Annotated in this window: 31 protein-coding genes and 5 pseudogenes; 9 read left to right on the top strand and 27 right to left on the bottom strand. The window is 54.8% G+C overall.

Annotated elements, in window-relative coordinates:
- Positions 1-85: 85 nt before the first annotated feature.
- A complete protein-coding gene (gene tnpA, locus ACQ29O_RS23600; protein ID WP_039563782.1) occupies positions 86-514 on the bottom strand; it encodes an IS200/IS605 family transposase in 429 nt (142 codons plus the stop codon).
- 56 nt (positions 515-570) lie between these two features.
- Between tnpA and ACQ29O_RS23595 the strand changes: the two genes are divergently transcribed.
- Positions 571-921, top strand: a complete 351-nt coding sequence (locus tag ACQ29O_RS23595; RefSeq protein WP_001746584.1) for a helix-turn-helix domain-containing protein — start codon at positions 571-573, stop codon at positions 919-921.
- A 66-nt stretch (positions 922-987) separates the two neighbouring features.
- Here the strand turns inward: ACQ29O_RS23595 and ACQ29O_RS23590 are convergent, their stop codons facing one another.
- The 10 genes from ACQ29O_RS23590 to ccdA all read right to left on the bottom strand — a co-directional run bounded on the left by ACQ29O_RS23590 (position 988) and on the right by ccdA (position 6,134).
- Positions 988-1,533 carry an inverse autotransporter beta domain-containing protein gene (locus ACQ29O_RS23590; RefSeq protein ID WP_223557487.1) on the bottom strand — a complete coding sequence of 182 codons (546 nt, stop codon included), beginning with the start codon at positions 1,531-1,533 and terminating at the stop codon, positions 988-990.
- Positions 1,428-2,015, bottom strand: a complete 588-nt coding sequence (locus tag ACQ29O_RS23585) for a LysM peptidoglycan-binding domain-containing protein (protein ID WP_001746585.1) — start codon at positions 2,013-2,015, stop codon at positions 1,428-1,430. The genes ACQ29O_RS23590 and ACQ29O_RS23585 overlap by 106 nt, the downstream gene beginning before the upstream one ends.
- A 252-nt stretch (positions 2,016-2,267) precedes the next feature.
- Entirely contained in the window at positions 2,268-2,753 is a 486-nt protein-coding gene (locus ACQ29O_RS23580) for a hypothetical protein (protein WP_253336260.1), read from the bottom strand.
- Positions 2,747-3,256: a CaiF/GrlA family transcriptional regulator gene (locus ACQ29O_RS23575; protein ID WP_001576634.1), complete on the bottom strand. Its 510-nt coding sequence runs from the start codon at positions 3,254-3,256 to the stop codon at positions 2,747-2,749. The genes ACQ29O_RS23580 and ACQ29O_RS23575 overlap by 7 nt, the downstream gene beginning before the upstream one ends.
- A 165-nt stretch (positions 3,257-3,421) precedes the next feature.
- The gene (locus ACQ29O_RS23570) at positions 3,422-3,973 is read right to left on the bottom strand and encodes an EAL domain-containing protein (RefSeq protein ID WP_015059439.1); all 552 of its coding nucleotides are present in this window, start codon (positions 3,971-3,973) and stop codon (positions 3,422-3,424) included.
- An 8-nt stretch (positions 3,974-3,981) separates the two neighbouring features.
- A complete protein-coding gene (locus tag ACQ29O_RS23565; protein ID WP_000082169.1) occupies positions 3,982-4,764 on the bottom strand; it encodes a site-specific integrase in 783 nt (260 codons plus the stop codon).
- Positions 4,765-4,798: 34 nt separating this feature from the next.
- On the bottom strand, positions 4,799-5,320 hold the full coding sequence (locus ACQ29O_RS23560) for a hypothetical protein (protein ID WP_000198608.1): 522 nt from the start codon (positions 5,318-5,320) through the stop codon (positions 4,799-4,801).
- A complete protein-coding gene (locus ACQ29O_RS23555) occupies positions 5,317-5,607 on the bottom strand; it encodes a hypothetical protein (RefSeq protein WP_001266176.1) in 291 nt (96 codons plus the stop codon). Before ACQ29O_RS23555 ends, ACQ29O_RS23560 begins: the two co-directional genes overlap by 4 nt.
- Position 5,608: 1 nt before the next feature.
- Positions 5,609-5,914 (bottom strand): type II toxin-antitoxin system toxin CcdB, encoded by a 306-nt coding sequence (gene ccdB, locus ACQ29O_RS23550; protein WP_001159863.1) that lies wholly within the window; start codon positions 5,912-5,914, stop codon positions 5,609-5,611.
- 1 nt (position 5,915) lies between these two features.
- Complete coding sequence (ccdA, locus tag ACQ29O_RS23545) at positions 5,916-6,134, bottom strand: type II toxin-antitoxin system antitoxin CcdA (protein ID WP_000813641.1); 219 nt, start codon at positions 6,132-6,134, stop codon at positions 5,916-5,918.
- A 744-nt stretch (positions 6,135-6,878) separates the two neighbouring features.
- On the opposite strand from ccdA, the gene vapB reads away from it, so the two are divergent.
- Both vapB and ACQ29O_RS23535 read left to right on the top strand, forming a co-directional pair.
- Complete coding sequence (gene vapB, locus ACQ29O_RS23540; RefSeq protein ID WP_001261283.1) at positions 6,879-7,109, top strand: type II toxin-antitoxin system VapB family antitoxin; 231 nt, start codon at positions 6,879-6,881, stop codon at positions 7,107-7,109.
- Positions 7,106-7,534 (top strand): type II toxin-antitoxin system VapC family toxin, encoded by a 429-nt coding sequence (locus tag ACQ29O_RS23535; protein ID WP_001746752.1) that lies wholly within the window; start codon positions 7,106-7,108, stop codon positions 7,532-7,534. Before vapB ends, ACQ29O_RS23535 begins: the two co-directional genes overlap by 4 nt.
- Positions 7,535-8,103: 569 nt before the next feature.
- On the opposite strand, the gene ACQ29O_RS23530 is transcribed toward ACQ29O_RS23535, so the two are convergent.
- The 9 genes from ACQ29O_RS23530 to ACQ29O_RS23490 all read right to left on the bottom strand — a co-directional run bounded on the left by ACQ29O_RS23530 (position 8,104) and on the right by ACQ29O_RS23490 (position 13,466).
- The gene (locus ACQ29O_RS23530; RefSeq protein WP_000175397.1) at positions 8,104-8,952 is read right to left on the bottom strand and encodes an SdiA-regulated domain-containing protein; all 849 of its coding nucleotides are present in this window, start codon (positions 8,950-8,952) and stop codon (positions 8,104-8,106) included.
- A gap of 25 nt (positions 8,953-8,977) precedes the next feature.
- Positions 8,978-9,139: a hypothetical protein gene (locus ACQ29O_RS23525; protein ID WP_001816720.1), complete on the bottom strand. Its 162-nt coding sequence runs from the start codon at positions 9,137-9,139 to the stop codon at positions 8,978-8,980.
- A gap of 260 nt (positions 9,140-9,399) precedes the next feature.
- Positions 9,400-9,612, bottom strand: a complete 213-nt coding sequence (locus tag ACQ29O_RS23520; RefSeq protein WP_000063791.1) for a FaeA/PapI family transcriptional regulator — start codon at positions 9,610-9,612, stop codon at positions 9,400-9,402.
- A gap of 72 nt (positions 9,613-9,684) precedes the next feature.
- Positions 9,685-10,269: a hypothetical protein gene (locus tag ACQ29O_RS23515; protein ID WP_024138406.1), complete on the bottom strand. Its 585-nt coding sequence runs from the start codon at positions 10,267-10,269 to the stop codon at positions 9,685-9,687.
- A 124-nt stretch (positions 10,270-10,393) separates the two neighbouring features.
- A complete protein-coding gene (locus ACQ29O_RS23510) occupies positions 10,394-11,107 on the bottom strand; it encodes a hypothetical protein (RefSeq protein WP_000801114.1) in 714 nt (237 codons plus the stop codon).
- Entirely contained in the window at positions 11,107-11,382 is a 276-nt protein-coding gene (locus ACQ29O_RS23505; protein WP_001020576.1) for a hypothetical protein, read from the bottom strand. The genes ACQ29O_RS23510 and ACQ29O_RS23505 overlap by 1 nt, the downstream gene beginning before the upstream one ends.
- On the bottom strand, positions 11,369-12,133 hold the full coding sequence (locus ACQ29O_RS23500) for a minor fimbrial protein (RefSeq protein ID WP_001746754.1): 765 nt from the start codon (positions 12,131-12,133) through the stop codon (positions 11,369-11,371). Before ACQ29O_RS23500 ends, ACQ29O_RS23505 begins: the two co-directional genes overlap by 14 nt.
- Before the next feature lie 27 nt (positions 12,134-12,160).
- Positions 12,161-12,958 (bottom strand): F4 (K88) fimbria minor subunit FaeH, encoded by a 798-nt coding sequence (gene faeH, locus ACQ29O_RS23495; protein ID WP_000704722.1) that lies wholly within the window; start codon positions 12,956-12,958, stop codon positions 12,161-12,163.
- Positions 12,959-13,193: 235 nt separating this feature from the next.
- Positions 13,194-13,466 carry a hypothetical protein gene (locus tag ACQ29O_RS23490; RefSeq protein ID WP_001178538.1) on the bottom strand — a complete coding sequence of 91 codons (273 nt, stop codon included), beginning with the start codon at positions 13,464-13,466 and terminating at the stop codon, positions 13,194-13,196.
- A gap of 1,458 nt (positions 13,467-14,924) precedes the next feature.
- Here ACQ29O_RS23490 and ACQ29O_RS23485 point away from each other — a divergent pair.
- The 5 genes and pseudogenes from ACQ29O_RS23485 to ACQ29O_RS23465 form a co-directional block, all read left to right on the top strand.
- On the top strand, positions 14,925-15,584 hold the full coding sequence (locus tag ACQ29O_RS23485) for a hypothetical protein (RefSeq protein WP_001575507.1): 660 nt from the start codon (positions 14,925-14,927) through the stop codon (positions 15,582-15,584).
- Between the two features lie 227 nt (positions 15,585-15,811).
- Positions 15,812-16,543: a hypothetical protein gene (locus ACQ29O_RS23480; protein ID WP_001746755.1), complete on the top strand. Its 732-nt coding sequence runs from the start codon at positions 15,812-15,814 to the stop codon at positions 16,541-16,543.
- 166 nt (positions 16,544-16,709) lie between these two features.
- On the top strand, positions 16,710-16,907 hold the full coding sequence (locus ACQ29O_RS23475) for a transposase (protein WP_001675602.1): 198 nt from the start codon (positions 16,710-16,712) through the stop codon (positions 16,905-16,907).
- A gap of 154 nt (positions 16,908-17,061) precedes the next feature.
- Positions 17,062-17,285 (top strand): annotated as a pseudogene (tnpB, locus tag ACQ29O_RS23470) (IS66 family insertion sequence element accessory protein TnpB); the annotation flags it as partial.
- Positions 17,278-17,681: pseudogene (locus ACQ29O_RS23465) on the top strand (IS66 family transposase zinc-finger binding domain-containing protein); the annotation flags it as partial. The pseudogenes tnpB and ACQ29O_RS23465, both read left to right, overlap by 8 nt.
- Positions 17,682-18,466: 785 nt before the next feature.
- On the opposite strand, the gene repA reads toward ACQ29O_RS23465, so the two are convergent.
- Positions 18,467-19,348, bottom strand: a complete 882-nt coding sequence (repA, locus tag ACQ29O_RS23460; protein WP_001746973.1) for an incFII family plasmid replication initiator RepA — start codon at positions 19,346-19,348, stop codon at positions 18,467-18,469.
- On the bottom strand, positions 19,329-19,406 hold the full coding sequence (tap, locus tag ACQ29O_RS23455) for a RepA leader peptide Tap (protein ID WP_001541552.1): 78 nt from the start codon (positions 19,404-19,406) through the stop codon (positions 19,329-19,331). Before tap ends, repA begins: the two co-directional genes overlap by 20 nt.
- 59 nt (positions 19,407-19,465) lie before the next feature.
- Between tap and ACQ29O_RS23450 the strand changes: the two are divergent.
- Positions 19,466-19,615 (top strand): annotated as a pseudogene (locus ACQ29O_RS23450) (replication protein RepA).
- 38 nt (positions 19,616-19,653) lie between these two features.
- Here the strand turns inward: ACQ29O_RS23450 and ACQ29O_RS23445 are convergent.
- The 5 genes and pseudogenes from ACQ29O_RS23445 to traX form a co-directional block, all read right to left on the bottom strand.
- On the bottom strand, positions 19,654-19,899 hold the full coding sequence (locus ACQ29O_RS23445) for a replication regulatory protein RepA (protein WP_000078116.1): 246 nt from the start codon (positions 19,897-19,899) through the stop codon (positions 19,654-19,656).
- A gap of 131 nt (positions 19,900-20,030) precedes the next feature.
- Positions 20,031-20,585: pseudogene (locus ACQ29O_RS23440) on the bottom strand (phospholipase D family protein).
- Between the two features lie 292 nt (positions 20,586-20,877).
- Positions 20,878-21,159, bottom strand: a pseudogene (locus tag ACQ29O_RS23435) (disulfide bond formation protein DsbA); the annotation flags it as partial.
- A 116-nt stretch (positions 21,160-21,275) separates the two neighbouring features.
- Positions 21,276-21,839: a fertility inhibition protein FinO gene (locus tag ACQ29O_RS23430; RefSeq protein WP_000129019.1), complete on the bottom strand. Its 564-nt coding sequence runs from the start codon at positions 21,837-21,839 to the stop codon at positions 21,276-21,278.
- Positions 21,840-21,893: 54 nt separating this feature from the next.
- Positions 21,894-22,634 carry a conjugal transfer pilus acetylase TraX gene (gene traX, locus ACQ29O_RS23425; protein ID WP_000177627.1) on the bottom strand — a complete coding sequence of 247 codons (741 nt, stop codon included), beginning with the start codon at positions 22,632-22,634 and terminating at the stop codon, positions 21,894-21,896.
- Positions 22,635-22,638 lie beyond the last annotated feature (4 nt).

Below are 22,638 nucleotides of genomic sequence, written 5' to 3'. Positions count from 1 at the left end.
GAGAGCCTTAGCAAGATCCGCTGTAAACCCTCGCCCAATGCGGGCGGGGATATAAGGCGAAAAGCCCGAAGGGCTTTAGGGCAGGCTACTCCGGCGTATTCTGTCTGAGCACGTATGCTTTAAGCGTTTCTATCGTGGCACCACCGGCGCTACAGGCAAAGTAAGAACGAGACCACAGCAGCCCGGTTTTGCTCTGCATCCGCAAGTGGGTATTCTGCTGACGGAGAAGCCGCGACGATACCGACTTTAAATTATTTACCATCACGCTGACCCCCCCCAGTTTTAGCGGATACGCTATCAGCAGATGGACGTGATCTTGTTCACCATCCATCTCGATAATTTCGCACTCCAACTTTGCCGCAGCCGAACCAAAAGCATCACGTAACTGAGCGATAATCTGCCCGTCAAACAGCTTGCAGCGGTATTTTGTCGTAAAGATTAAATGCACAACCAGCTTACTTACACTATGCCGTTTACGAAGAAAGCCTTCCAGTGATTCGTGGTGATTACTCAATTGAATTTTTCACTTAACATGTTAAAATAAATACAATATATTAATGAGCGCTGAATGTGTTAAGAGCCACGAAAGTATGCATATATCCGACACCGGAACAGGCGGAGCACCTTAACGCCCAGTTCGGTGCAGTCCGTTTTGTGTACAGCAAATCTCTGCATATCAAGAAACACGCTTATCAACGACACGGCGTAAGTTTAACCCCGCGTAAAGACATTAAACCGCTTCTGGCTGTAGAGAAAAAATTCCGTAAATTCCGTAAATACGCATGGCTAAAGGAATATGACTCTATTGCGTTGCAACAGGCGGTGATCAATCTCGATGTTGCCTTTTCCAACTGCTTCAATCCGAAGCTAAAAGCCCGCTTCCCTATGTTCAAGCGCAAACACGGCAAGCTGTTGGGGTAAAAGTGCTGGATGGTGCGGTCAGAATCCCGAAAATCCCGGTGATTGAAGCACAATTGCATCGTGAAATTACTGGCACGTCACCTCCTGCTTACGGTACTCGAGGATAATGTCATTGTTACGGTCAGTCAGGTCGTAGCGGCTGCCCGCCAGGCTGCGCAGGGCGCCCACGGCATCCGGATCCAGCTGGCTGCGCAGGCTGTCACCAATGCGGTAACTCGCTTCTGCCCCGAAGCGGGTGTCATGCTCCCCGGCCTTGCCGGCGCGCTGCTCCGCGCTGAGCTTCAGCAGCGGCACCGGAGTCCAGCTGACCCCGGCGGTCAGGGCGTGCGGGTTCTTCTGCCGCTCATCCTTCCCGAACAGGCCCACTTCATTTCCGTAATACTGCTCATACACCATCTTCGCCCCGAGCTGCGGGTACGACGGCAGGTAGCCTTCAGCACGCAGGTCCCAGCCGCTGGCCGGACGCTCTTCGTAGTCCTCCACATCCGGGGAGGTTTTCCAGCCGGTCAGGCCGACATAGGCGTCGGCGGAAAGCTTAAGGAAGTCGCGCCAGTATTCTCCGCCGAAGCCGGCGCGGGCGTGGTCGCGGGAGAGGTCATAGTCGAGGAAGATGTTCGCCCCGAGCATGTCAGACGGCCGGAAGTGACGGTAACCATCCCGGCGGCGGCCTGACCGTCCGGATGGCTGGCGAGGAAGCTGCCGGCCTGTGAGGCCATGCCGGCCATCTGCTGCGCCTGCGCGTCCTCATTTTCCCGGTCAGCAGCAAACGGACCGCGGGCGTCATGGCGGTTATTGTCACCTTTCCCGCCGGTCAGCGGGACCGCCGGCACGTCAAGCTCGTCGCCGGCCTGCAGGTGGTCAAAGCCGCGGGCGAAAGTGCGGAGCCCGTTCAGTTTTTTCAGCTGTGGGACGGTCAGGCCGTGCGCCTGCGCCACCGTCTCCCCCTTTTTCAGGGTATAAGGCACGGTCCGGATCCCGGCGAGGGCGGCATCCCGGTCGGTAGAGAACGGGCTCTGCCCGATCCGGGACGCGATGTCCGCCCGGGCCGTCATGGCCGGCGTGAGCGTTAAAACCAGCGGTGTGGTGGCCTGCATCCACAATGTGGCCCAGGTACACCCCGTCCACGCCGGGGAGTACAGGAGGATAATTTCATAGTGTCATGTCCGTATAATGAGAACGGTGTGTTACCGGAAGGTGCACGGGGTGATGTGCAGAAACGTTGTGGCTACCGGCGCCGGTCGTCCGGCTGCTGAAAAAGGGCGGCGACCCCGGGTGGAGCATCATGCTGTAGTGCGCCGCAGGGTCAGGCAGGCCGATCACCGGATTGGCCAGCAGCTCCAGGCGGTTCAGCGCGCTGCGGCGATGGCCGTAAAAGGTTTTGGGGCTGATGCCGAGCCGGGCGCCGTGCGCGCGGAGAGGCCGGCGAGCGTGGCACACAGCGCCTGTCGCTCGCGCAGGGAGATACTCTCCGTCGTCGCCTGCCGCCAGCCCCGCGCACGGCGCAGCCAGCTGCTGACCGCGGCCTTCAGCTGAGTCGCGGAGGCGGTGCGCGGCAGCAGGCAGTCCGGCCTGAGACCGAGGGTGTTCAGGAAGACAGCCTGTCCTCCTGAGCCCAGCAGCGCCAGTTTCAGGGACAGTGATGTCCTGGCGTGATGGCAGGCCGGGACCAGCGATGCCAGCATGCCGGGAGAGGCCGCCAGCAGCACATGGCTGCCTGCCGGCGGCGCGGTCTGTAACCACCGGGCAACACTCATGTTCACGGGGTCCAGATGTGCGAGCAGGCGCGTCAGCGCCAGGCGGGTAAACTGACAGTCACTGACGATAATCAGCATGATGCCTCCCGGACCGGGCAGGCTGCCTGCCAGGCGGCTAGTTTTGCCGTATCACCGCCGGCCGGGCGGGACAGCAGCCAGTGCGCCATCTGGCGGTCATACTGCCGGTCACTCACCTTCCCGCCCGGCCGGTCTGTCCGCTGCCGGCGGATGGTGTCCGGGCGGGATTCCACTGCCCGGATACGCACCACGAGCTGGGCTCGGCCTCCCCGCACGGGGTGCAGGCGGGAATCAAAGCAAATGTCGTCGTCATTGTGACGGTTACAGATGTAATTGAGGATACCGCTGGCACGGCGGGGCTCAATGCTGAACGCCTCGCTGACGTCATCGCGGGTAAACTCCCGGCCCAGAAACAGCCCCCACCAGGCCACGGCCCGGTACAGGGACAGGGTGCCCAGATGGCGGATGCCCGGGGGCATGTAAAACCCTTCATGGTTGCTCTGCCTGCCGGCAACGGTCCGGAATAACAACGGCTGGTTCATAGAAATGACTCCTGTGCACATAACTTAACCAAAGGCCGGCTGGCTTTTTTGCGTCAGCCGGAAATGAAACAGCCCGAAGGGCATCGGGGCGCCGCAGTGCCAGCCCTGCAGGTAATCGCCCCCCGCGTCCCGCAGGCGCGCCGCCTGCGCCGGGGTCTCGATACCTTCGGCAATGACCCGGGCCCCCTAGCACCGGGCCAGACTGACGGTGCGCGCAATCATCCGATCAGCCACCGTGCTGGCGGGACCGGCATGACCGGTGCCGAAGTCGTCCACGGCGAACCGCAGCCCCCCGGCGGCAAGCTGGCGGAATACCGCCGCCTGAGGAAAGGCGCGGATATCTTCCCGCTCGGTGATTTCAAAGACGGGGGTCATGCCGGCCTGCTCCAGCCGGATGCTGAGGGCCAGCAGGTGCGGACGGAAAAGCGGCGTCATAACCAGGCTCAGGCTGAGATTCAGCGTCATCATCAGCCTGCGGCCGGCACTGCGGGCAAGGTCCTGCCCGTCCCCGCAGACCTCGTCGGCCAGTCCGCGCAGCAGCGCTCCGCCGAGGCCGGTGGCTTCAATGGCGGGAATAAAGTTCCCGGCGCTCAGCAGGCCCTTCTGCGGATGCAGCCAGCGGGCCAGCATTTCGCAGCCCACCACCTCCCCTCCTGTGGCGCAGACAATAGGCTGATAAAACGGCGTAAACTCCCGGTTCCAGATGGCCTGTTGCAGGCGAAAGGCTGAAAAATGCATACACGTCTCTATGAACCTCCTTTGAGCATAGCCACTGCATCAGCACCCGGCATCTGAAACTGCACCCGGTGTCGTGCGGCAACATCAAGCGCAAACACTTTCGTGTACACTTCCGTCGAGCTCACCGATTTGTGTCCCATCAGCGCCTGCAGCACCTTCAGCGGTATGCCGGCGTACAGCATGTGCATCGCATAGGAGTGGCGGAATGTATGGGGTGTCACCGGGACTGAGAACGTCACGTCGTCAGCCGCTGCGGCCTCAACCGCCTCCCCAATCCAGGTACGGACCGTCCGGTCGGTGATCTCCCAGAGGCGCGCCTTTTCCGTTCTGCCGGTACGTCTGTTACGACGCTCCAGCGGGATTTTCAGCGTGGCCACCATCATCTGCAGTTCGCTGACATACTGGTTATCAGAAAGCGGCACCAGGCGGTGGGGCTGGCTGCCGGACGGCATCCGTCCTGCCGTTCTGGCCGCCTTTTCCGCCCGCTGTTTCAGAGTGGCCAGCTGCACAAACGGATAAGGTGGTGCCAGCGAAAAGTCTCCCCGTGTCAGGGCCAGCGCCTCGTTAATCCGTGCGCCGGTATTCCATAGAGTGGCCAGCAGCATCCTGCGATGCAGATCAGGGACGTAGTGGAGCAGGGCACTTACCTCCGGTGCCAGCAGATATTTCGGGTAGTCGTCATGCTGCATTGCCATCTGGCGCAGTGCGAGGGCCGCCGGGTAATCAATGGCCACCGGCAGCAGGGCGGACGCTGCCTGCGTACAGACAGCAGGTAACGGTGGCTGACTCATGTCCTCTCTCCGTTAAGTGAAATATTCCGGGACATCATGTTTTTTCCCCGGAGTCATCTCTGGTTTCAGTCTGAACCCTGTATAAAGGATACCAGTCGCCGCTGTGACGGTTCTGCCGTTCGGCCACCGGTGTCATGGCCGCAATCGTGGCACGTGAGTAACCCGCTTTCAGCAGCGCCGTACGGGTCAGCAATTGTTTTCCCGGATCGGTCGCGGGCGTGGCGAGCCGTAGCGGATAGAGTGCGCGCAGCCGTTCCGCTTCTGAAGCGTGATACAGTGGCCAGCCCTGACGACGTCCGACATAGGCCGCGCAGGCGCGAAGTTCGTTACGAAACCAGGTGTCGGCCGGAAACCAGCTCGCCGGATGCAAATCCGCAGGTATATCCCGGGAGCCGGCGTACACCGTCGTGAACCGCTCTTCCGGCGTCAGCAGGGACACGGATTTTCCGAAAAAGACCTGTGCAAACTGTTCTGTCGTCTCCCTGACCGGCAGGGCATCCGATGCCGGACTGAGACCGGTGGATTCAGTATCCGGACAGATGCGTGACCGTGTCATGAGGTGGTGTTCTCCCTGTCAGTACGCAGTCGCCAGACCGTCCCGCCGAACTCCGTTCCCCCGAGGGTCTGTGTCCAGGTTTCCTCGCAGACCAGCCACTTCTGTACCACCGCAAAATCCACATGACAGAGTGGGGTATCCCCGCGTTCACCGGGGGTTTCCAGCACAAGCCCGTCCGGAACGATCGGAGAGGGCGTACCCGCCAGTCTGGCGGAGCGGCGCCAGAAACTCCGCACACAGCCGCCCTGACGTAGACTACTGAGCAGCACCTGTTCGCTGACACGCATATCAGATCCCCCGGAACATCAGGTTAATGGCGTTTTTGATATCGTTCTCCCGGAGGCTGAGATCGGCCACCTCTTCCCCGATGACGGTGGCCGGCACACTGGTCATATCCGTGGTCAGCAGGCGGTAAGGCTCATCCCCGATATGCATCACCGGGTAAAGATCGCGGGGAACCTTTTCCGACAGCAGACGGGCGCTGACCAGCGGGACAGCCATCCGCCGTCCGGGGGTGTCAATGATGTCGCTCTGCACGTCCACAAACAGCCGGTAGCGACTCTCCCTTTTACAGGTGTAAACCTTAAACTGCATATCACCAGTTCCTGTTGTCGTCAGCAAACGATCCGTTAGCCTCTATAAAGCTGGCCACCTCAGCCATACCTTCCCGATTTTCTTCCTGCCAGCGTTCGGCTCGCAGACGGCGGGCTTCGTTCTGCATGGTCGTACTGACCAGACCGGAGATATTCACGTCGTATGCCTTGAGCAGCTGATAGCTGTCGCTGTCCACTGTCACTGTAATTCGCTGCTTCATGATTCACCTCTTTTTTACATACTTCAGGTATGCAATTAAGTATACATTCCGATGAAGCAAAAATCTGCCACGCATTGTGAATACTGTTAACCAGCTTATAGTGACTGAGTTAACTGTTCGCCGCCATTATCTACATATCTCTTATATGTATTTTCTCGTGCATTTTACTGATGCATGTTTTCAATCCTTAAAACGCATACTGTTATCACACTATTAGTAAATCACTCATCTTTTTCATAATGAAACTTTAACCACATGCAATTACAATCCAACTTATAAAAACGTAACGGAATTACATGACGGCTATTTTCAGGTGATCCGATTTTTTGTCTATTCACGACTTTCCGGAAGTGTACCACGGTCAGGGAATAAGCAAAGCGGTCTTTTCTGCCCTGCGCGCCGGGTCACAGGGAAGGGGTATAACACAACATCTGGTAGCAACAGCAGATGACTGAGCCGCTACATCTTGTGTTACCGGGTCGCGGCGCACCGGTGAGGATAAAGAAGATCCGGGACCACCAGAAATCGGATCTGCGCGGGGAAAGAGAGAAAATAACATAGGCTGAACATATCCATATGCCTGACATCTGCATATCCGTGGCATACGCATATCCTAACCATCTGCATATGCTGAATCTATACATATGCCGAACATCTGCCTATACTGAACATATGCACACACCCGGTGCAATGAACATCATTCCGGATATGCATCACATATCCACACTTACCCGGGAGAGAATCATGAGAACCGTATCCATTTTTAAAAACGGCAACAACCGCGCCATCCGCCTTCCACGCGATCTGGATTTTGAGGGGGTGAGCGAGCTGGAAATCGTCCGGGAAGGGGACAGCATCATCCTGCGCCCTGTCCGGCCGACCTGGGGCTCGTTCGCGCAGCTCGAAAAAGCTGACCCGGACTTTATGGCGGAGCGCGAGGACGTTGTCAGCGACGAAGGACGCTTTGAGCTATGAAACAGCCACGTACGAAGACCTATATGCTCGATACCTGTATCTGTTCGTTCATCATGCGCGAGAAGTCGGAAGCGGTGCTGAAGCGCCTTGAGCAGGCGGTGCTGCGCGGCCACCGTATCGTGATCTCGGCCATCACCTACTCCGAGATGCGCTTCGGCGCCACCGGACCTAAGGCCTCGCCGCGTCTCGTCCAGCTGGTCGACGCGTTCTGCGCCCGCCTCGATGCCATCCTGCCCTGGGATCGCGCTGCGGTAGACGCCACCACGGAGATTAAGGTGGCACTGTGCCTCGCCGGGACGCCGATCGGTCCGAACGACACGGCGATTGCCGGGCATGCCATCGCCGCCGGTGCCGTGCTGGTGACGAATAATACGCGGGAATTTGAGCGGGTACCGGGCCTGGTACTGGAAGACTGGGTAAGTTAACGCTGTAAAACAAAATGTGCGGAGGCGTTTCCGCTCACGGCCTCCCGGTATGAGACTGACGTCGGCGACGCGCTGGACGCTCTGCTGGAACGCGCTAGATTCAGCGCCGCCCAGGCACAGGAGCTGCGGTGGCACCGCATACGCTGGCCGCTGACGGGTGATAAAGAATTTGAGCAGCGCTACGGGAAATTTTGATTAAACGCATCCGTGAAAAAAGGAATACTGAAAATGGCCAGAATTCAGTGCAACCGTGATCGGGGCAATAATTCATTCGACGGGGTGATTTGTCTGGCCCGGGGAAAATCGTTAACTGTGTACTACATGTTGCTTTTCGTTTTAAAAAACTTATATACAGCGAATGTTATTCAGAACGAAAGTACTTTCTCCAGCCGCAACCTGCTCATCTGGTATTCCTCATCTGTTACACTCCCCGCTTACAGTCTGTCCAGACCGTATCGAGTACTTCCGGGAGGAGCTCCTTCTCAGCCAAATTAAAGCCACACGGTCAGGATTATACCCAGAAGCCCGTTAATCGTGCTGCCCACAGGGGGGCGTATTTTTATCCGCACTCATGACGTCGTTGTCCGGCTGAAGCGGTAAAACCGGTCTGGCTCACTGACTATCCACAGCGAATTCCGGCCATCAGAAGCTATCCCTTCCGCCTGCGGAATGTCCCGCTCCAGACCACTGTGTCCCCGGCGCAGCGGCATCACCCACCAGCCGCCCTCGGGGTCTGACACCAGTACCAGGGCTGATTCATGGGAAAGCACATACAGCCGCCTGTTTTTCCTGTCGTAATGCAGGCCGGAGATATCCTTCAGGAACCACGGCAGGGACAACCGGTGCGTCAGTGAATCACTGACCGACAGAGAGTCATGGCTGTGGTCCGTTTCTAAAAAACGAAGCGGTTTCTTTTCCTGCGCCACTATCAGGGCATTCTCTCCCCGTCCACGGGCAAGGCCTTCAAAACCGGCATTGTCGCTTTTTCTGTCCACATCCAGGGTCAGGGTGTATGACGCCGGCGGCAGGACAGACGTATTCCTGTCAATGTGGTGGGTGGTGAGTATCCGCTCCCGTTCCCGGGACAGGACATAGCGGTTCCGGCCGAGATACTCAATGGCCTCAAAATCATGGTCGCCATCCGATGGTATCACCCGCAGCACGTTCCCGTCCGTGTCCAGCTCCACCACCGACGACGGATGGTCGGTCACGGCAAACAGCGTTCCGCTGTCCGGGTTCCACGTCAGGCCGGAGAGACCGCCCTGTATACCGGGAATGTATTTTTCTGTCGCAAGCTGCCACTGCGTTTCCTCCGGGTACCAGGTTTCCGGAAAATACAGTGTGGCCGCACCGGCCACCATCAGAAGAGCGCCAGCCAGCAGTGCCGGTTTTTGTTTAAGTAAACGTCTCAGAGTCATGGTTCCGGATGTTCAGTTCATCGCATTACATGCAGTCAATGACAAACCAGAGCATGGCCAGGGCTCCGGTCAGGAAGCCGGAGATGAAAGCGCTGGTCAGCAGCAGTAAAATCAGCGCCCGGAGCGAAAAGCGTCCCCCGCCATACCCGGCGCGTCTTTCGTCATCCGGCATGTTGTCCTTCTGCAAAAAAATTCTCCGGGGAATTACCGGTATGGAGATGTCCGGATAAAAAGAGCTTTATTCCCGTAAGGCCTGTCATGCAGCCCCGGATTATATTCATTCAATATTCAGTAACAGAAATACCGATACAAAAAACACCAGTGATATTATGACGACAAAAGAAATACAGATGTAATAAATCATCTTCAGAAAGTTCATCAGTCAGTTACCGCAATATCTGTTCCGGCCACTTGTTCTCTCCATGCCCCTGTTTTACCGGATATCCGTCAGACCAGCCGCCATCGGCCGGACACGCCTTTACCTGCATTCATTTTCTCCACCACGCCCGCTCCCTCAATCGTAACCAGATAAGCCCTGGCCTGGTATATTGTCAGCCCGGCCGCATCCGCAATACTCCGGGTTCTGACAGGTATATTTATCCTGCCGTTTGCCTGTGACTGCATAAAAGACAGAATTTTGTCGCAAGCGTCATTACTCATTTTGTTCTCCTGTGACTACGGGGAAGCAATGGTGTCCCGGAAGCTGAAATACCTGCCCCGGGTCTTCACATATCAGAACCGTTGTCCGGTTTCATCTGTAATCACCCCGGGTAACAGGCCGCTCGTGCACAGTACATGCAGGTTCTCCACCCCTGCATACTCCACCAGGCAGGCCCGGAGGTAATAATCCTTGCGTGATGCCGCCTTCAGTGAGGCATTCCTGTTTATGGCCGTACACAGGGATATCAGAGTCCGCTTTCGCAACTCAGTCAGTTCACCTGAGCTTTCCGGCCCGGCTCTTCCCTCAAGCGCCTGACGCAGCATGTCACGCAGCCGGAGGAGGCTGTCCCGGCCACTGATAACCTGCGCAGTTCCTCTCAGGAGCCGCATTTCCTGCAGCCGCGAAGGTACCAGAACAACCATGGGAACCGGACTGGCCGCGTGCAGCATTCTGATACCCTGCAGATGCCGCCCCCAGCCGGCCGGCGGCTCCGCACTCAGTGCCACCAGGGCCAGGTCATATGCCCCGGGAGGTGACATCTCCGGTCGCACCACGGCATACCCCATACCGGCAAGCAGATGTGACAGCCCCAGCAGTTCATATTCACAGTTCCCCGTCAGCAGTATGCGTTTCCGGCGGGACATGGCATTTTCCATTTATCTGCCCCCGCTAACTTAACGCCGGGCTTATCAGCTCTGCCAGCATGGCTGCCAGTCCCACAAGAACCAGCAGATAAACCGTGACCAGTACACGTACAGATATTTTCATTACGATCCCTGCTCAGAAATAGTTCACCACCGGCGTCAGGCTCCCCTGCCACCGGCTCACCGGCTCCTCTGCACCGGGAAAACGGACCCGGATACCCTCCAGGGACGTCAACCAAGCCCCGGCAATTTGATTTTTTGTGCCGTTATCCGGCAGGAAACTGCCGGGCATTACCGTAAAGGCGTCCGGCCGGGTCTTCAGACCCGAGTAAGACGGGTTCCACCGGTAATCTCTTACCTGCCACAGCAGGCGTTTTATCTCCTGTGCCGCATCCGGCGTGACGTTGCCGCTGACCACGCTCCAGCCCTTCTCTGCGGTGGTACTGTCCTGCCAGGCCAGTACATGGCTGGCAGTAAAGGTAATTTCGCCATACCGCACCTGCCCCTTCGCCAGTTTGCCCCGGGCCTCAAGGCGGACGACGCCATGTCCGGCATGCAGCAGGCTTACCGACGGCTGCAGCCCGGGACGGGCTGATGTCAGGGTCGTGGTATACCCTTTAAGAATGTAATAACGTCTCCCCGGACGGCTTTCACTCACCATGCCCTCCTGCCGGCTCATCTCCAGCGGGACGGGCTGCCACTTCCAGGCCGTATCCCGGATATACAGTGTGCCGCTGAGTTCAGTCACGCCCACGGCCATGCCTTCCTGCCAGTGGGCCTGTACGACTGTCAGCGGCTGGCTGCTCACGGATGCGGATGCCAGCATCAGCAACAGATAATAGTTTTTCATTACACTTCTCCCCCGGTTACCTTTCCTGCGGAACTGTCAAAAAAAGAGCGGCCACCGGCCTCATATAAAGCAGCAGAAAACTCAGAAAGCGACATTCTGGTCATGAATGTCGTGCCTTCCCCGAATACCAGCCTGACCCGGCCGTTATGTTCCTGCACCTGCCGGATATCCCGGACACTCACAAAGAAAAACACGCCGTCAGCCCGCTCCAGCCCCACAAAAACGGCGGGGCCCGGAACGGGTGACCGGGGGCCTGCAGCCTTACCGATATTCAATGCTCACCGCCAGGGAGGTATGCCAGCGGGACGGTACCGCCCCCTTAAAACGCAGCTCACCGCTGTCCGCCACCGTCTGTGCGCCGTATACCCCGTCAACCTGGCGCAGGGCGGCGTCACTGAACCGGCTCAGTCCGGACACGCTGCTGACCGTCATCTCCCGGAGCCAGACCGGGCCTTCACTGTCAAACAGGGTCTGCAGCACACCCGGCGTCTGCCCTGCCGGCATCACCTGCGTCTGTGGCGGCAAGCCGTTGCCCTGCAGGTCGCCATACAGCCCGGCATACTCCGCCCGGTCCCCCAGGACATGGCGCAGCACACCCGCCGCCTGCATCCGGAAGGTGAATGTCCCGGTACGGACATTTCCCTCCCCCGTCACCGGCAGTGTCACCGATGCCATACCCGGTGCCGTCCACGTCAGTGCAAAACCCTCTGTGTCCTTACCGTACGTCACCTGCGGCGCAAGCCCCTCCCGGCCGGCCGGGGTGGTCAGGATAGTTTTTCCCAGCAGGACCGTCATGGCCGGCAGGGGAACCGGTATTACCTGCTCCCCACTGCGCAGGACAGAGACAGCTTTCGTGTTTATCTGTGTGTTCCCTTCCCCGACCTTCCAGACCCAGGGATTACGGGTGCTGGTCACCGGCCCGCCCAGCTTCAGCTCTCCGCTGAAGTCTTCCCCCGGCGTGTTCCACGCCAGCACACAGGACGGCAGCAGACTGGCGGCCAGCAGTAAAATCGTCATTCGTTTCATTGTGTTCTTCCTCTCCCTGCCCGTTCTTTACTGGACCGTCACCGTCACACTTAGCCCGGCCTGCCACTGCGCCGGCGTGTTTTCTGCCGGCAGGCGCAGCTCAAAATCCGAGACGGCGGACGCATAGGCCGCCGCCAGCCGGGTCACCCGGCCGTCAGCCAGCACGCCCTGACTGATAACCTGACCGTTATCTGCCGTGCTCATTCCGTTACCGAAGCCCCGGTTCAGCATCAGCAGGGAAGGCAGACGGCTTTTGAGCCACTGCGGCAGGGTGCCGGCCTGCACACCGCTCACGCTCTGCCCGTTTACGAGCGACATGCCTGCCGGCAGAACCGCCCCGTCTTCCTGGTGTCCGGCGCTGACGGCCATTCCCTGGTCAAGGGTGAAAGAAAGCTGTCCCGCCACGTGACCGTTCTCCGGGTTACGTACCGGGACAGAGGCGCGGAAGTGTTGCGCCGTCGTGCTGCCGCCATCCGTCACGGAAAACGGCTGCCCGTTACTGCTGGAGGAGATAAAAGGGGTGAAGCCGGGACCACCGCGCTCTGCCACCTCATACAGATGGCCTTCCAGAAACGGCAGGGAGCCCTTGCCGCGTAAATCAAAAACCAGTTGTCCGTTCGCTGTACGGGCATCAGCGGTATCCACCGCCCATGTCTGGTCAGGGGAGCCCACCTGCCAGGTCCATTTCGGAGCCTCGTCAGTGACCAGACCGTGAAACTGTATTTCCCCGCCGTCAAGAATTCCGGCCCGGGGTGCTGCGGAATAAAACAGGGCCAGCGCGGCCAGGGCGGAAATAATAGATTTATAATGATGCGTTATTTTCATCGTTATTCACTCTGTTTTATCCGTTGGTCATAATTAATAAACAACGAGCATTCAGATAAGCCGAAAAGAATAAACCCGGCACCGGCGTACGCGGACATTTCCTGACTGACAGAGAAGCAGGAAATAACTATGCCGGAATACCGGGTTTATTACCGGTGAATGGCCGTAAAACGGCTCACCGGATTTTAGAGTCAGGCAAAAATCACATCCTGTTTATGCCTAGCTGCCTGCTGCATTACTGATAAGAAACAGTAACGCTCATCTGAGCATTCCAGTCACTTGGTACGCCGTCTTTAGGGAAAGATAGTTGGCCTGATTTAGCCACAATCTCAGAACCATATACCCCCTGAATAGTTTTAGCATCAGCGCGATTAAATACATTTGGACCAGTGTAAGAGCTTTCAACGGCATCCTGGGCAATGGTGATCATATCTGCACCCAAAATACGGGGTAGATGATCTTTGACTTGTGTAGAAGTCATTGATTTAACATAGGCAGCATTCTGCATGTAACCATTACCATTTGCTTTTGAAGTATCAGCTACCGTCTGATATATCACCCTATCGGTAGGGCGGTCAGCAGTTGCCCCCCTAGGTGATATTTGCTAAAGCGAACATATCCATGTTGAAGGTAAGTGTACCAGTTTTAAATGAAAAAAAATTCAACTACAGCCGGAGTCCATTTTACCGGTGGTAAGACAGGAATCAATTTTTTCACAGGGCTGAGGAAAACACATCCAAGCATTAAAAACAAATCATCCTTCAATATAAAAAGCGGGAGGGACATAGTGATGATAATATTTTCATAAGCATTAAAACTCTTAATTGCGATATATATTAAACATATTCCTGATGGTATATAAGTACTATATAAAACGTAGGGGTAATATCATTCTGTTTTATGATGAGTTAATATTCAGAAAGAATAAAATAATCTACAAAATATCATTCACTACTATAAAATTCAGGCCGGTTGTATTCCGGCCTGAGACGTAGGAAATAATTATTTGTAAGCCACCATATAGCTGATGGTGGACTGGTATGCACCAGCAACCTGGCCACCCACTAACTGAGTTTTGAACTGCAGACCTTCACCATCGGTTTTCAGTTTCTCCCCTTCAAACAGTACAGCGTTATTCGTGCTGTTAACCGGCTGGTTTGGCGTTTTACTGTTGACTGCAGTCAGAGTGGCATATGCCCCCGTGGCAGTGCCAGTAGATACAATCCCTTGCTACAGAAGCCATAATCATCTTTTTCATAAAGTCAACGTTTTATAATTAAGTTTTTTGACGAGTACAACGCATGAAAAAATTATGTGTATTGTTCACATTGCAATACCTAGAGGTTACTGAATTCTTTTCTAGGAAAAGACGTTATTCGCTCATCCCACATATTTATATTGTGCTAATGTTAAAAAATTCAATTTAGACAGAAAATAACGTTGTTATAACCCCGCGCATAATCAACTATGCTAAGTTTTTGAGAAAAAAAACACGCAAACAACGAACAGTGTGAACGCAAAATACGAATAACGATACTACTATTGCTCAAATAACGTGCTTACAAATTCAGTATGTCCTTTAGCCCCATCTAATAGTTATTACATTGTTATTTTTGTATGCATTTGTTACGTCCTGATATCGTGTAACTGCATACCCAGTGACGGCTACGCTATCCGCATTATTCTTCTCCGCCCTGATCGACGGGATTGTCCGCGCACTGGGTCAGAAACAATGGGTAAATATACTTTCCTCGATACACTGCATTGTTAGCGCAAACAATGAGATCCACTATCGGTTGAATATACGTAATTCTGGTACATTTGATTGATTGGTTCGCGTTTTGGCATTGGTATTTTCACAAATTGCCGTGCGGCGACATTTTTGAAAGCATATAATTGTGAGACTAATGTAAAGTTAAGAAACAATTACGATATTGTTTAATACGTGCTCATATCTTACCTGTACATGAAGACAAATAAGCAAGGCTGTTCATCAAGTAATAAAAATCCGGTGCTTGGTGTATCTGTAGCCGAAATAAAGGATATTGTCTGTGTTATGTCGTTCGGCGATGTCCGTCTGGGAGCATTAACCGTTATGCGATTCAATAAAATTAAGAACGCCGCAATAACTATTGGGTTTGCCCTGTTCGGGCTGACTTCATCAGTACATGCTGCTGATCCTGCAACAGCCTCGCTAATTATAGAAGCTATATTAACAAAACCAACTTGCATGATTACTGTTCCAACCACTTATGATTTGGGGCAGTTGATTCGTGGGCAAGTCAGAGAGCATGAACCATTACTTATTAATGTCAATTGCCCTGGAAAAGACTCACTGAAAACGGCGCTAAAGGCTAAGGTTCTAGCGGGAAGGTTAGAAGGAGATGATAAAGTGCAGATGCTAGTAAATGGCCAAGGTAATGGTACATTGTTATCATTAAAGCCTGTGAATGAATCTGGAGCAAGTTCTCCTGTTAAACTTACAGGAGCGGCATCAGGTACTTTTTGCGAAGTTGATACTGTTGGATATCGCCAGTGTCAGCTAATTCCTGTTACGGAGGTTCACTCAGAGGATACGCCGGGGCATGCTTCGGCAACATTATTGTTTGAGGTAGTTTATCCGTAAACACATTAAATTCTCTGAGGAATAGAGATATTTGTATGAATCGCCTGATATCAGCCTTCTGTATTACATTCTGTTGTCATGCTTACGCTATAACCCTAGATGCCAGTATTACTGATTTTACGGTACTATTTGGGCAACATATGGGGCACAGTGCTTGTGTAGGCAAATTTCCACAAGGTGCTCCACCCAGTACTTTTGTAGGATGCCGATCGAATGGTGATTTTTCAATGTATAATTCATTTACCTCAAAAGTCATCATTACTCGGTTGCCCGACAAAGTATCCGCTGCACATGGTGAGAGTCTGCCATGTACAGTTCCCTCGTTGAGGGTCCGGGGAGGGTTAGAATTCGCTAAGTCAACCTCCGATGCAGGAATAGTCGAAACTATTGATATTAGTGGAATGAATGTAGGTGAAAGCCGGACAGGGGAGATTAAAAATGCCAAATATATTGCCCTTACGCCCGGAACTGTTATCAGCCTAGAGGCGCTTCAGTGTGATTACAGTGCTGGTTCGCTTTTTGGCGATACATCTGCTCGAGTCTCTGCTAATTATTCAATAGAAATGCCTGATAGTAATTTCAGCACCTCGGTACTATATGAGGTACTGGCTAAAATTGACAAAATTGGGAGCAAACCCGACTTTACTTTGTCACCGACTTATGTCAGGTGTGTAGGTAACACTGCGTCCGGGTGCATGACTGAACCTGTGACAGTAAGCGTAAAAGATGTAACTAATGGTCACAGAATTCAAGTCACTGGTCTGGTAACTGGAGGGGATTTATCATATATATCAAATACTGGCCGTGTCGACCTGCCCGAGGGTAAGTTGACAAATCTTGTCAACACCGTCTCTTCTGGGGGAATACAGCAAGTGACATCAGGGCGTTTTGTTATCCCGGGAGGAGGAACTGAAGGGACCCGATTCTATACGGTGAACTACACTTTAACCGTAGAATAAGTGTTTCACCTCACTGGGGGATATAAGGTGCATCAGGGTTGCCCTTGACATCAGTTACATGTCTCACGTCCGGAGTAAACGTCCAGCGAGTGCCGTCTGGTCATAATCTGATTCATCCGACAAAGTGGTGTCCACCAAATAAGTAGTGGGAACTAAAGTGTCAGATATGCAGAAAAATGTGACTCCCGGCAGGCGTAAGGGCTGCCCTAATTATTCTCCTGAGTTTAAGCAGCAGCTTGTTGCGGCCTCCTGCGAACCCGGCTTATCCATCTCAAAACTGGCGCTTGAAAACGGCATTAACGCCAATCTGTTGTTTAAATGGCGCAAGGGAAAGCTGCTATTACCTTTCAGCTACTCCCTGTGACTCTCAATGCCACCTCCGTACAGCCAGAACTAACCGCTGAAGGCCCGGAGGTTCTCAGTATCAGCTGTGAGGCAACGTTCTGGCACGGGACGCTTCGCCTCAACGGCACTGTCAGCGAAAAGCTCCTGACTCTGCTGATACAGGAACTGAAGCGATGATCCCGTTACCTTCCGGGACCAAGATCTGGCTGGTTGCAAAAGTGCAGACGGTGCTGAAAGATGATCCGATGTCCGGCCACCTCTTCATCTTCCGGGGTCACAGTGGCAGTCAGGTCAAACTGCTGTGGTCTACCGGAGACAGCTGGAGCGCGGGCGCTTCGCTTGGCCGTCAGCCCGCGATAGCAAAGTGTTCCTGACACCGGCGCAGCTGGATAAGCTTCGGCAATCGTTCCGAAAAGGTCTCCCGCCGCATCGCACAGATGGAAGCCGACCTGAACCGGCTGCAGAAAGAAGGCGATGCGCTGCGTCAGACCCGCACCCGCAAACCGTTCCCCGCATCACTCCCCCGTGACGAAAAACAGCTGCAGCCGGCAGAGGCATGCTGCCCGGACTGCGGCGATGCGTTGAGTTATTTGGGCGAAGATGCCGCCGAATAGCTGGAGCTGATGCGCAGCGCCTTCCGGGTTATCCGGACCTGCGGGAAAAACACGTCTGTACAAAATGCGACGCCATCGAGCGAGGTATCGCCGGACCGGGGCTGCTGGCCCGAGTGCTGAGTTCAAAGTATGCAGAGTATACCCCGATGTATCGTCAGTCAGAAATATACAGTTGCCAAGTGTAGAGCGATTTCTTTCAGTTTGTCTTTGGTCTTGAATTGTCAACTGCTGAATCGCGGGGGCCCCTTCGGGGTTCCGATTCAGTGGTTGACAACTGCACAGAAAATACCCTGCTGGTGGGGTGATGGTTCACGCAGTGGGCCATCGCCCTGCAAAGCCAGACGGGGCATAACGCCACTCAGTAGTTTAGTTACATCATTCATTATTAAAAGCGACTCCATTCCGGCCCTTTGGGCCGGGGCGGCAGCGCTTTTCAGTGGTGGGAATGGGCTGGATATCAGGTTTTTGCTCCGGTTTCGTTGGTCAGGATTTTGGATGTTGTAACTATTTGTATGACCGGGGCCCGGCGCATCGCGACGGGAGGTACTGATGGTGTTTCCGAACCGGCGCGGACGTGAGTCCGCTGCAAGGGCGCGCATTCTCTGGAACCTGTCCACAGGGCAGGTGATGAACAGGTTATTTATTTATAAGAGAGAAAGATTATGTATTTAAAAGAAGTATAGATCTGGGGTTTAAAGGAAACCACGCACTTTGAAATCAGGTCGCCTGGCGCTTTGTCAGTATATCGGTTGTAACTTTATGGAAAGGTCCCTTGCAGTTATCTGTGAGTAACTGAATATTACGACCGGAAATGGCTCAGGCGGGAACATTTCTGGCCATTCTGGCAGCAGAATGAGAGATATTTTGGCAGGAAGAACGAGCGTTCCGCGCAGAAAACAGGCGGTGCCAGGCGACAGACGTACAAAATCCTCCGGCGTCAGCCGGATTTTCATAATCTGGTGGGTTATATGGGGACGGTGGCCATGGTCAGTCGCGTGTAGTTTTTGCCCCGCGACATCATCATGCGCTCTTTCACGCGCCGCTGCAGCTCCCGCTTCATGGCATCAAGCCCGCCGGTAAAGCGTCCGCTGGCGTATTCCCGCGTCAGCTGCAGTTTCACCAGTGTTTCGATGTCCTTACGGGTTCTGTCCGCGTCACGCCGCGCCCGGGCGCGTTTCAGTCCGTGCAGTTTACGTTCAGACTGGTAGCTGCGGAACCGTTCGCGCACAAATCGCCAGGCTTTCGCTATCAGTTCGTCCATCTCCAGCGGCTCCAGATTCTGCTTTTTGCGCTGCTGATTTTCCCATTCGACACGACTGCGGCGGGCGGCCACAACAGCCACGTCAGAGACGTCGAGCGCGGAGAACAGTGCCGGCGTGAAGGTGATATCGGTCGGGATGTTGCAGCCAATCTGCGGATCATACTCGGTCTGGTAGGTAATCAGCCCCAGCTCTGCCATAAACTTCAGCGCCCGTGTGGCGCGGGTGATGGACAGATTGCCACTTTTTGACTCGGTGGCCAGACCGCACTCTATAGCCAGATTGGTGATGGATCTCTGTACACGGTTGGCCAGTGGATCATAATGGAAGCACAACCCCTGAAGCAGCGCATCGATGGCACGACGGCGCAGCAAAGGCGGCATCCGGTGACGCTTTCCCAGCGAACGAACGAACGCCACATGGACGGAAAAATCAAAACGGGACGTGAACCCTTCGGCTTTCGCCATCAGCTTACGACAGAACGGCAGGGTCTTTTTCCCTTCTCGCGGCGTGAATTCCGGATTTGGATTTTTGACCTGTCGGTAATGAGTGAACAGTGTTCGGGTGTCAGTCACTTCTGCCTGCACTTACAATGCACGGAAGGAGTAAATGCCACAGAAACAAGTATTGAAATTTTCTGAGCATAAAACTATACTCCCTGCATAGCCTGATTGGTGGCTATACAGTTTAAGTAGGCCCCGTTAATCTTCTGTCCCGCCAAGAATAGAAAGATTATCGGGGTTTTTGCTTTTCTGGTCCCGGGTAGACACCTCATCAGAACCAGTTCCCTGCCACCTTACGGCGTGGCCAGCCATCAAAATTCTTTAGACGATCAGCAATCTAACACTCACTGACGAGACGATCAAGAAAGTTACTCATTCACCTTCTTATCTCAGGCTCTTTTGGCCATTTCCCGTTCAATTAGTAACTCAATCATTTGAGCCTGAGTAGTTCCAGTCTCTTCACAAAGCTGCTGCAAGCTTTCTTTATGCATGTTTTGTATGAAAACATTGAGCTCTTTATGCGTCGTCTTTTTTCGTGAAATAGATAATCTCTTCTTCTCAGCGGAAGATAAGGGATTACCCTTTCTGTAAATGCGTTTCGATGAGGAAGTTACTGCATTTTCAATCTGCGACATCTCGGCCTCCTCAAGGATCAAACCTGGATCGTTTGCAGAGAATACTACAGATTTCTAAAATCAGCGACTTACTTTATGAACGTAACCTGTGTTGGCGCACGGTTTACGTTTCAGGATCGTTTCCTGGGATGTCAGTACGTCTGTTTCCAGTCCGTTCCCTGCGCCCAGCGGGATGTCCAGTGGTTCAGGTAGCTGCGGGCTAAGACTGGGTCATCCCAGACGACAAGCACGTTCTCCGAATTCGAACGGTCTGCTGCACGGGAATAGTTAAACGATCCCACTTCAGTGTGGCGACCGTCGCTGACGATAACTTTGTCATGAAGAATTTTGTACACACTGACAGTACGAACCGGAATGCCGGCACTGGTCAGCAGGTTCATTGTCACCCTGCTGGCGTTATTGTTTTTCCCGGTATTGGCTTTCCAGTCCAGTACCCCCCTGACATCCACTCCCCGACGTTTTGCACTAATAAGAGCGCCAGCCACCTCCGGAGAGGTGAAGGAATACCCCATCAGCCGGATATTATGTTGCGCAGCCTCAATAGTCTTAAGAACCAGCTGCTCTGCGCTGCCCTCCGGTGAAAAACCGGCCTAAACGGACGGTGCCGCAATAGCTGGCAGGGAGCCCAGCAGGGATAAACACGCAAGTGTGAGCAACGTCAATCCATGACCTTTCCTGAGTCTCATTATGTACCTCATATGAACTTGATTAGAGTAGTGATTTTATTACTTCAGAAACGCCGGAATCGGGGGAAACTTGTTTTTCCCGGATTGCCAGGGTTGGACAACGACGCCAGCGGCGGAGGCATCAGGATAAATTGTTATTGCCTTCCCTGGTGGTGGCACGATCATTACGCTCCATCCCGGCCAGAATCAGCACGGCCGCGTTTTCCAGGGTTTCCTGTCCCGCGCCGCCCGGTATCACTGTCACGTTCTTCTCCGTGGCCTCCTTAACCGGCATCATTATCATCGCCGGCGAGCCCTGCAGCGCAAGCGTATGTGCCAGTCGGTTACTGGCATCCAGTATGCTTTTCGTGTTCACGTTTCCCCCCCTGATTTTATGCCCTTTCAGGGCGGCGGCCGCCGCACTACTGATATCTTCACTGGTGAGCGCGCCTTCATAATGACTGGTGGCAAAAATACCGTTGTGATACGCAAGCCAGGCATCCGCCCTCGCTGATTTCCAGATTTCCAGCCCCTTCTGTGCGGCTTTCAGCGAGTTTTCCCACTGCTGTACAAATGTGGGCCAGTACTTAAACACATAGCGGACCTGCGGCCTAGCTTCACAGCCTGCAGCATCGGGGTAAGGCCGGTGCCACGCCGTACAGACGGTCTTTCTGTTTCATCCGTTCACTCATTATACTGGGCTTCTCCGGTTCAGACCGTCTGCGCCAGCACCGCGCGGAGTTCCGCTTTTCTGGCGTTCTGCGCCCGGACCTTTGCCAGCCGCGCCAGCGCGTACTGTTCTTCCTCCACCGTAATATGATCCGTCACATACCCTTCCGTGTCATACCGGCAGGCCCCGGCTTTCATCGCGCCGAGATACGCTTCAGAACGGGCAATCGCTTTCAGCGCACGGATTATTTTTTTGTGTGACAGCGGGATACCGCGCCTGGCGGCATCCTCAAATAGGGCCTCACGCACGCCACAGGCGAAAAGGCGGGGCGTGTCGCCGTCAAACAGCCCCGGCCACCAGGGCTTCAGGGTGCTGACGGCCTCATTCAGCGGCGTCAGCTTCAGGTAAACCGCCAGCTCCTGTCCGGCCTGCGCTTTCTTCGCCGCCAGCTCCGCCTCCCGGGCCGCCTTTTCCGACAGTTTCTGCTTTTTCACCTTCCACTTCGGCGGCGTGGTGACGTTAATCACGGTCTTCCGGCTGCGGACGGGCGCGTCGCCCTCCGTCCTGCGTTTCAGCGTCAGTACCGGTCGTTTCTCGTCTGTCATAGTCATTCCTGCCTTACCACATCATCCTGTCCGGATAAAAGATATCACACCCGGCTACAGTGCCAGAATGCCCAGGGCAGCCAGATGGCAGGTGTAGAATACCGGGAAAAAATCAGTCGGCCAGAACCGGGGCCGTGATTTGCCTGTCAGCGAAACAAGCCATACCGTCAGCCCGGTCACCAGAAGTCCTGCCACCGCCGCGGCATCACTGGTGACCAGATTCAGCGCGGGGACGGCCACCACCAGGCAGGCCGCAAGCGCCAGATGTTCTTCAGTATCTGCGGTCCGGTACAGCCGGTAACAGATGACCAGCACCAGCACGCCGGCAACGCCGTAGCTGGTTCCGGACAGGGGTATCCACGCCGTCAGCAGTAACAGCGCGGCCGCAGAGTGAAACAGGCAGCGCAGCTCACACCACTTCAGCGCCTGCGCGGCCACCGCAAAGGCAAACAGAATATTCCCTTCATACCACGGAAATCCCGCCAGAAAATATCCGGACTGTGCGATAACCGCCCATCCCCACAGCCGGTTAATCGCAGACTGGCGGATATACGTATGCCGGGACAGGTTCAGCCCCCACACCAGGGCAAACAGCGGAAACGCCCCGCGCCCGGCCAGAAACAGCCACGTCAGATCCAGGTGCAGGATACGGTTAATATGGTCAGCCACCATCAGCAGCAGCGCCACGGTTTTGATGAGATCCCTCTGTCCAGGCGACCAGGCCAGCAGTCGCTGCAGCCGGGTATCCACCTGGGCTGCCCGCGAATCGTTACGTGTGGCGTTATCCATCGTCATCGTG

The sequence above is a fragment of the Salmonella sp. GDC200615 genome, assembly GCF_050574145.1.
In the GTDB taxonomy this organism is placed as follows: Bacteria; Pseudomonadota; Gammaproteobacteria; order Enterobacterales; family Enterobacteriaceae; genus Salmonella; species Salmonella enterica.
This window is presented reverse-complemented; position numbering and strand designations above follow the sequence as displayed.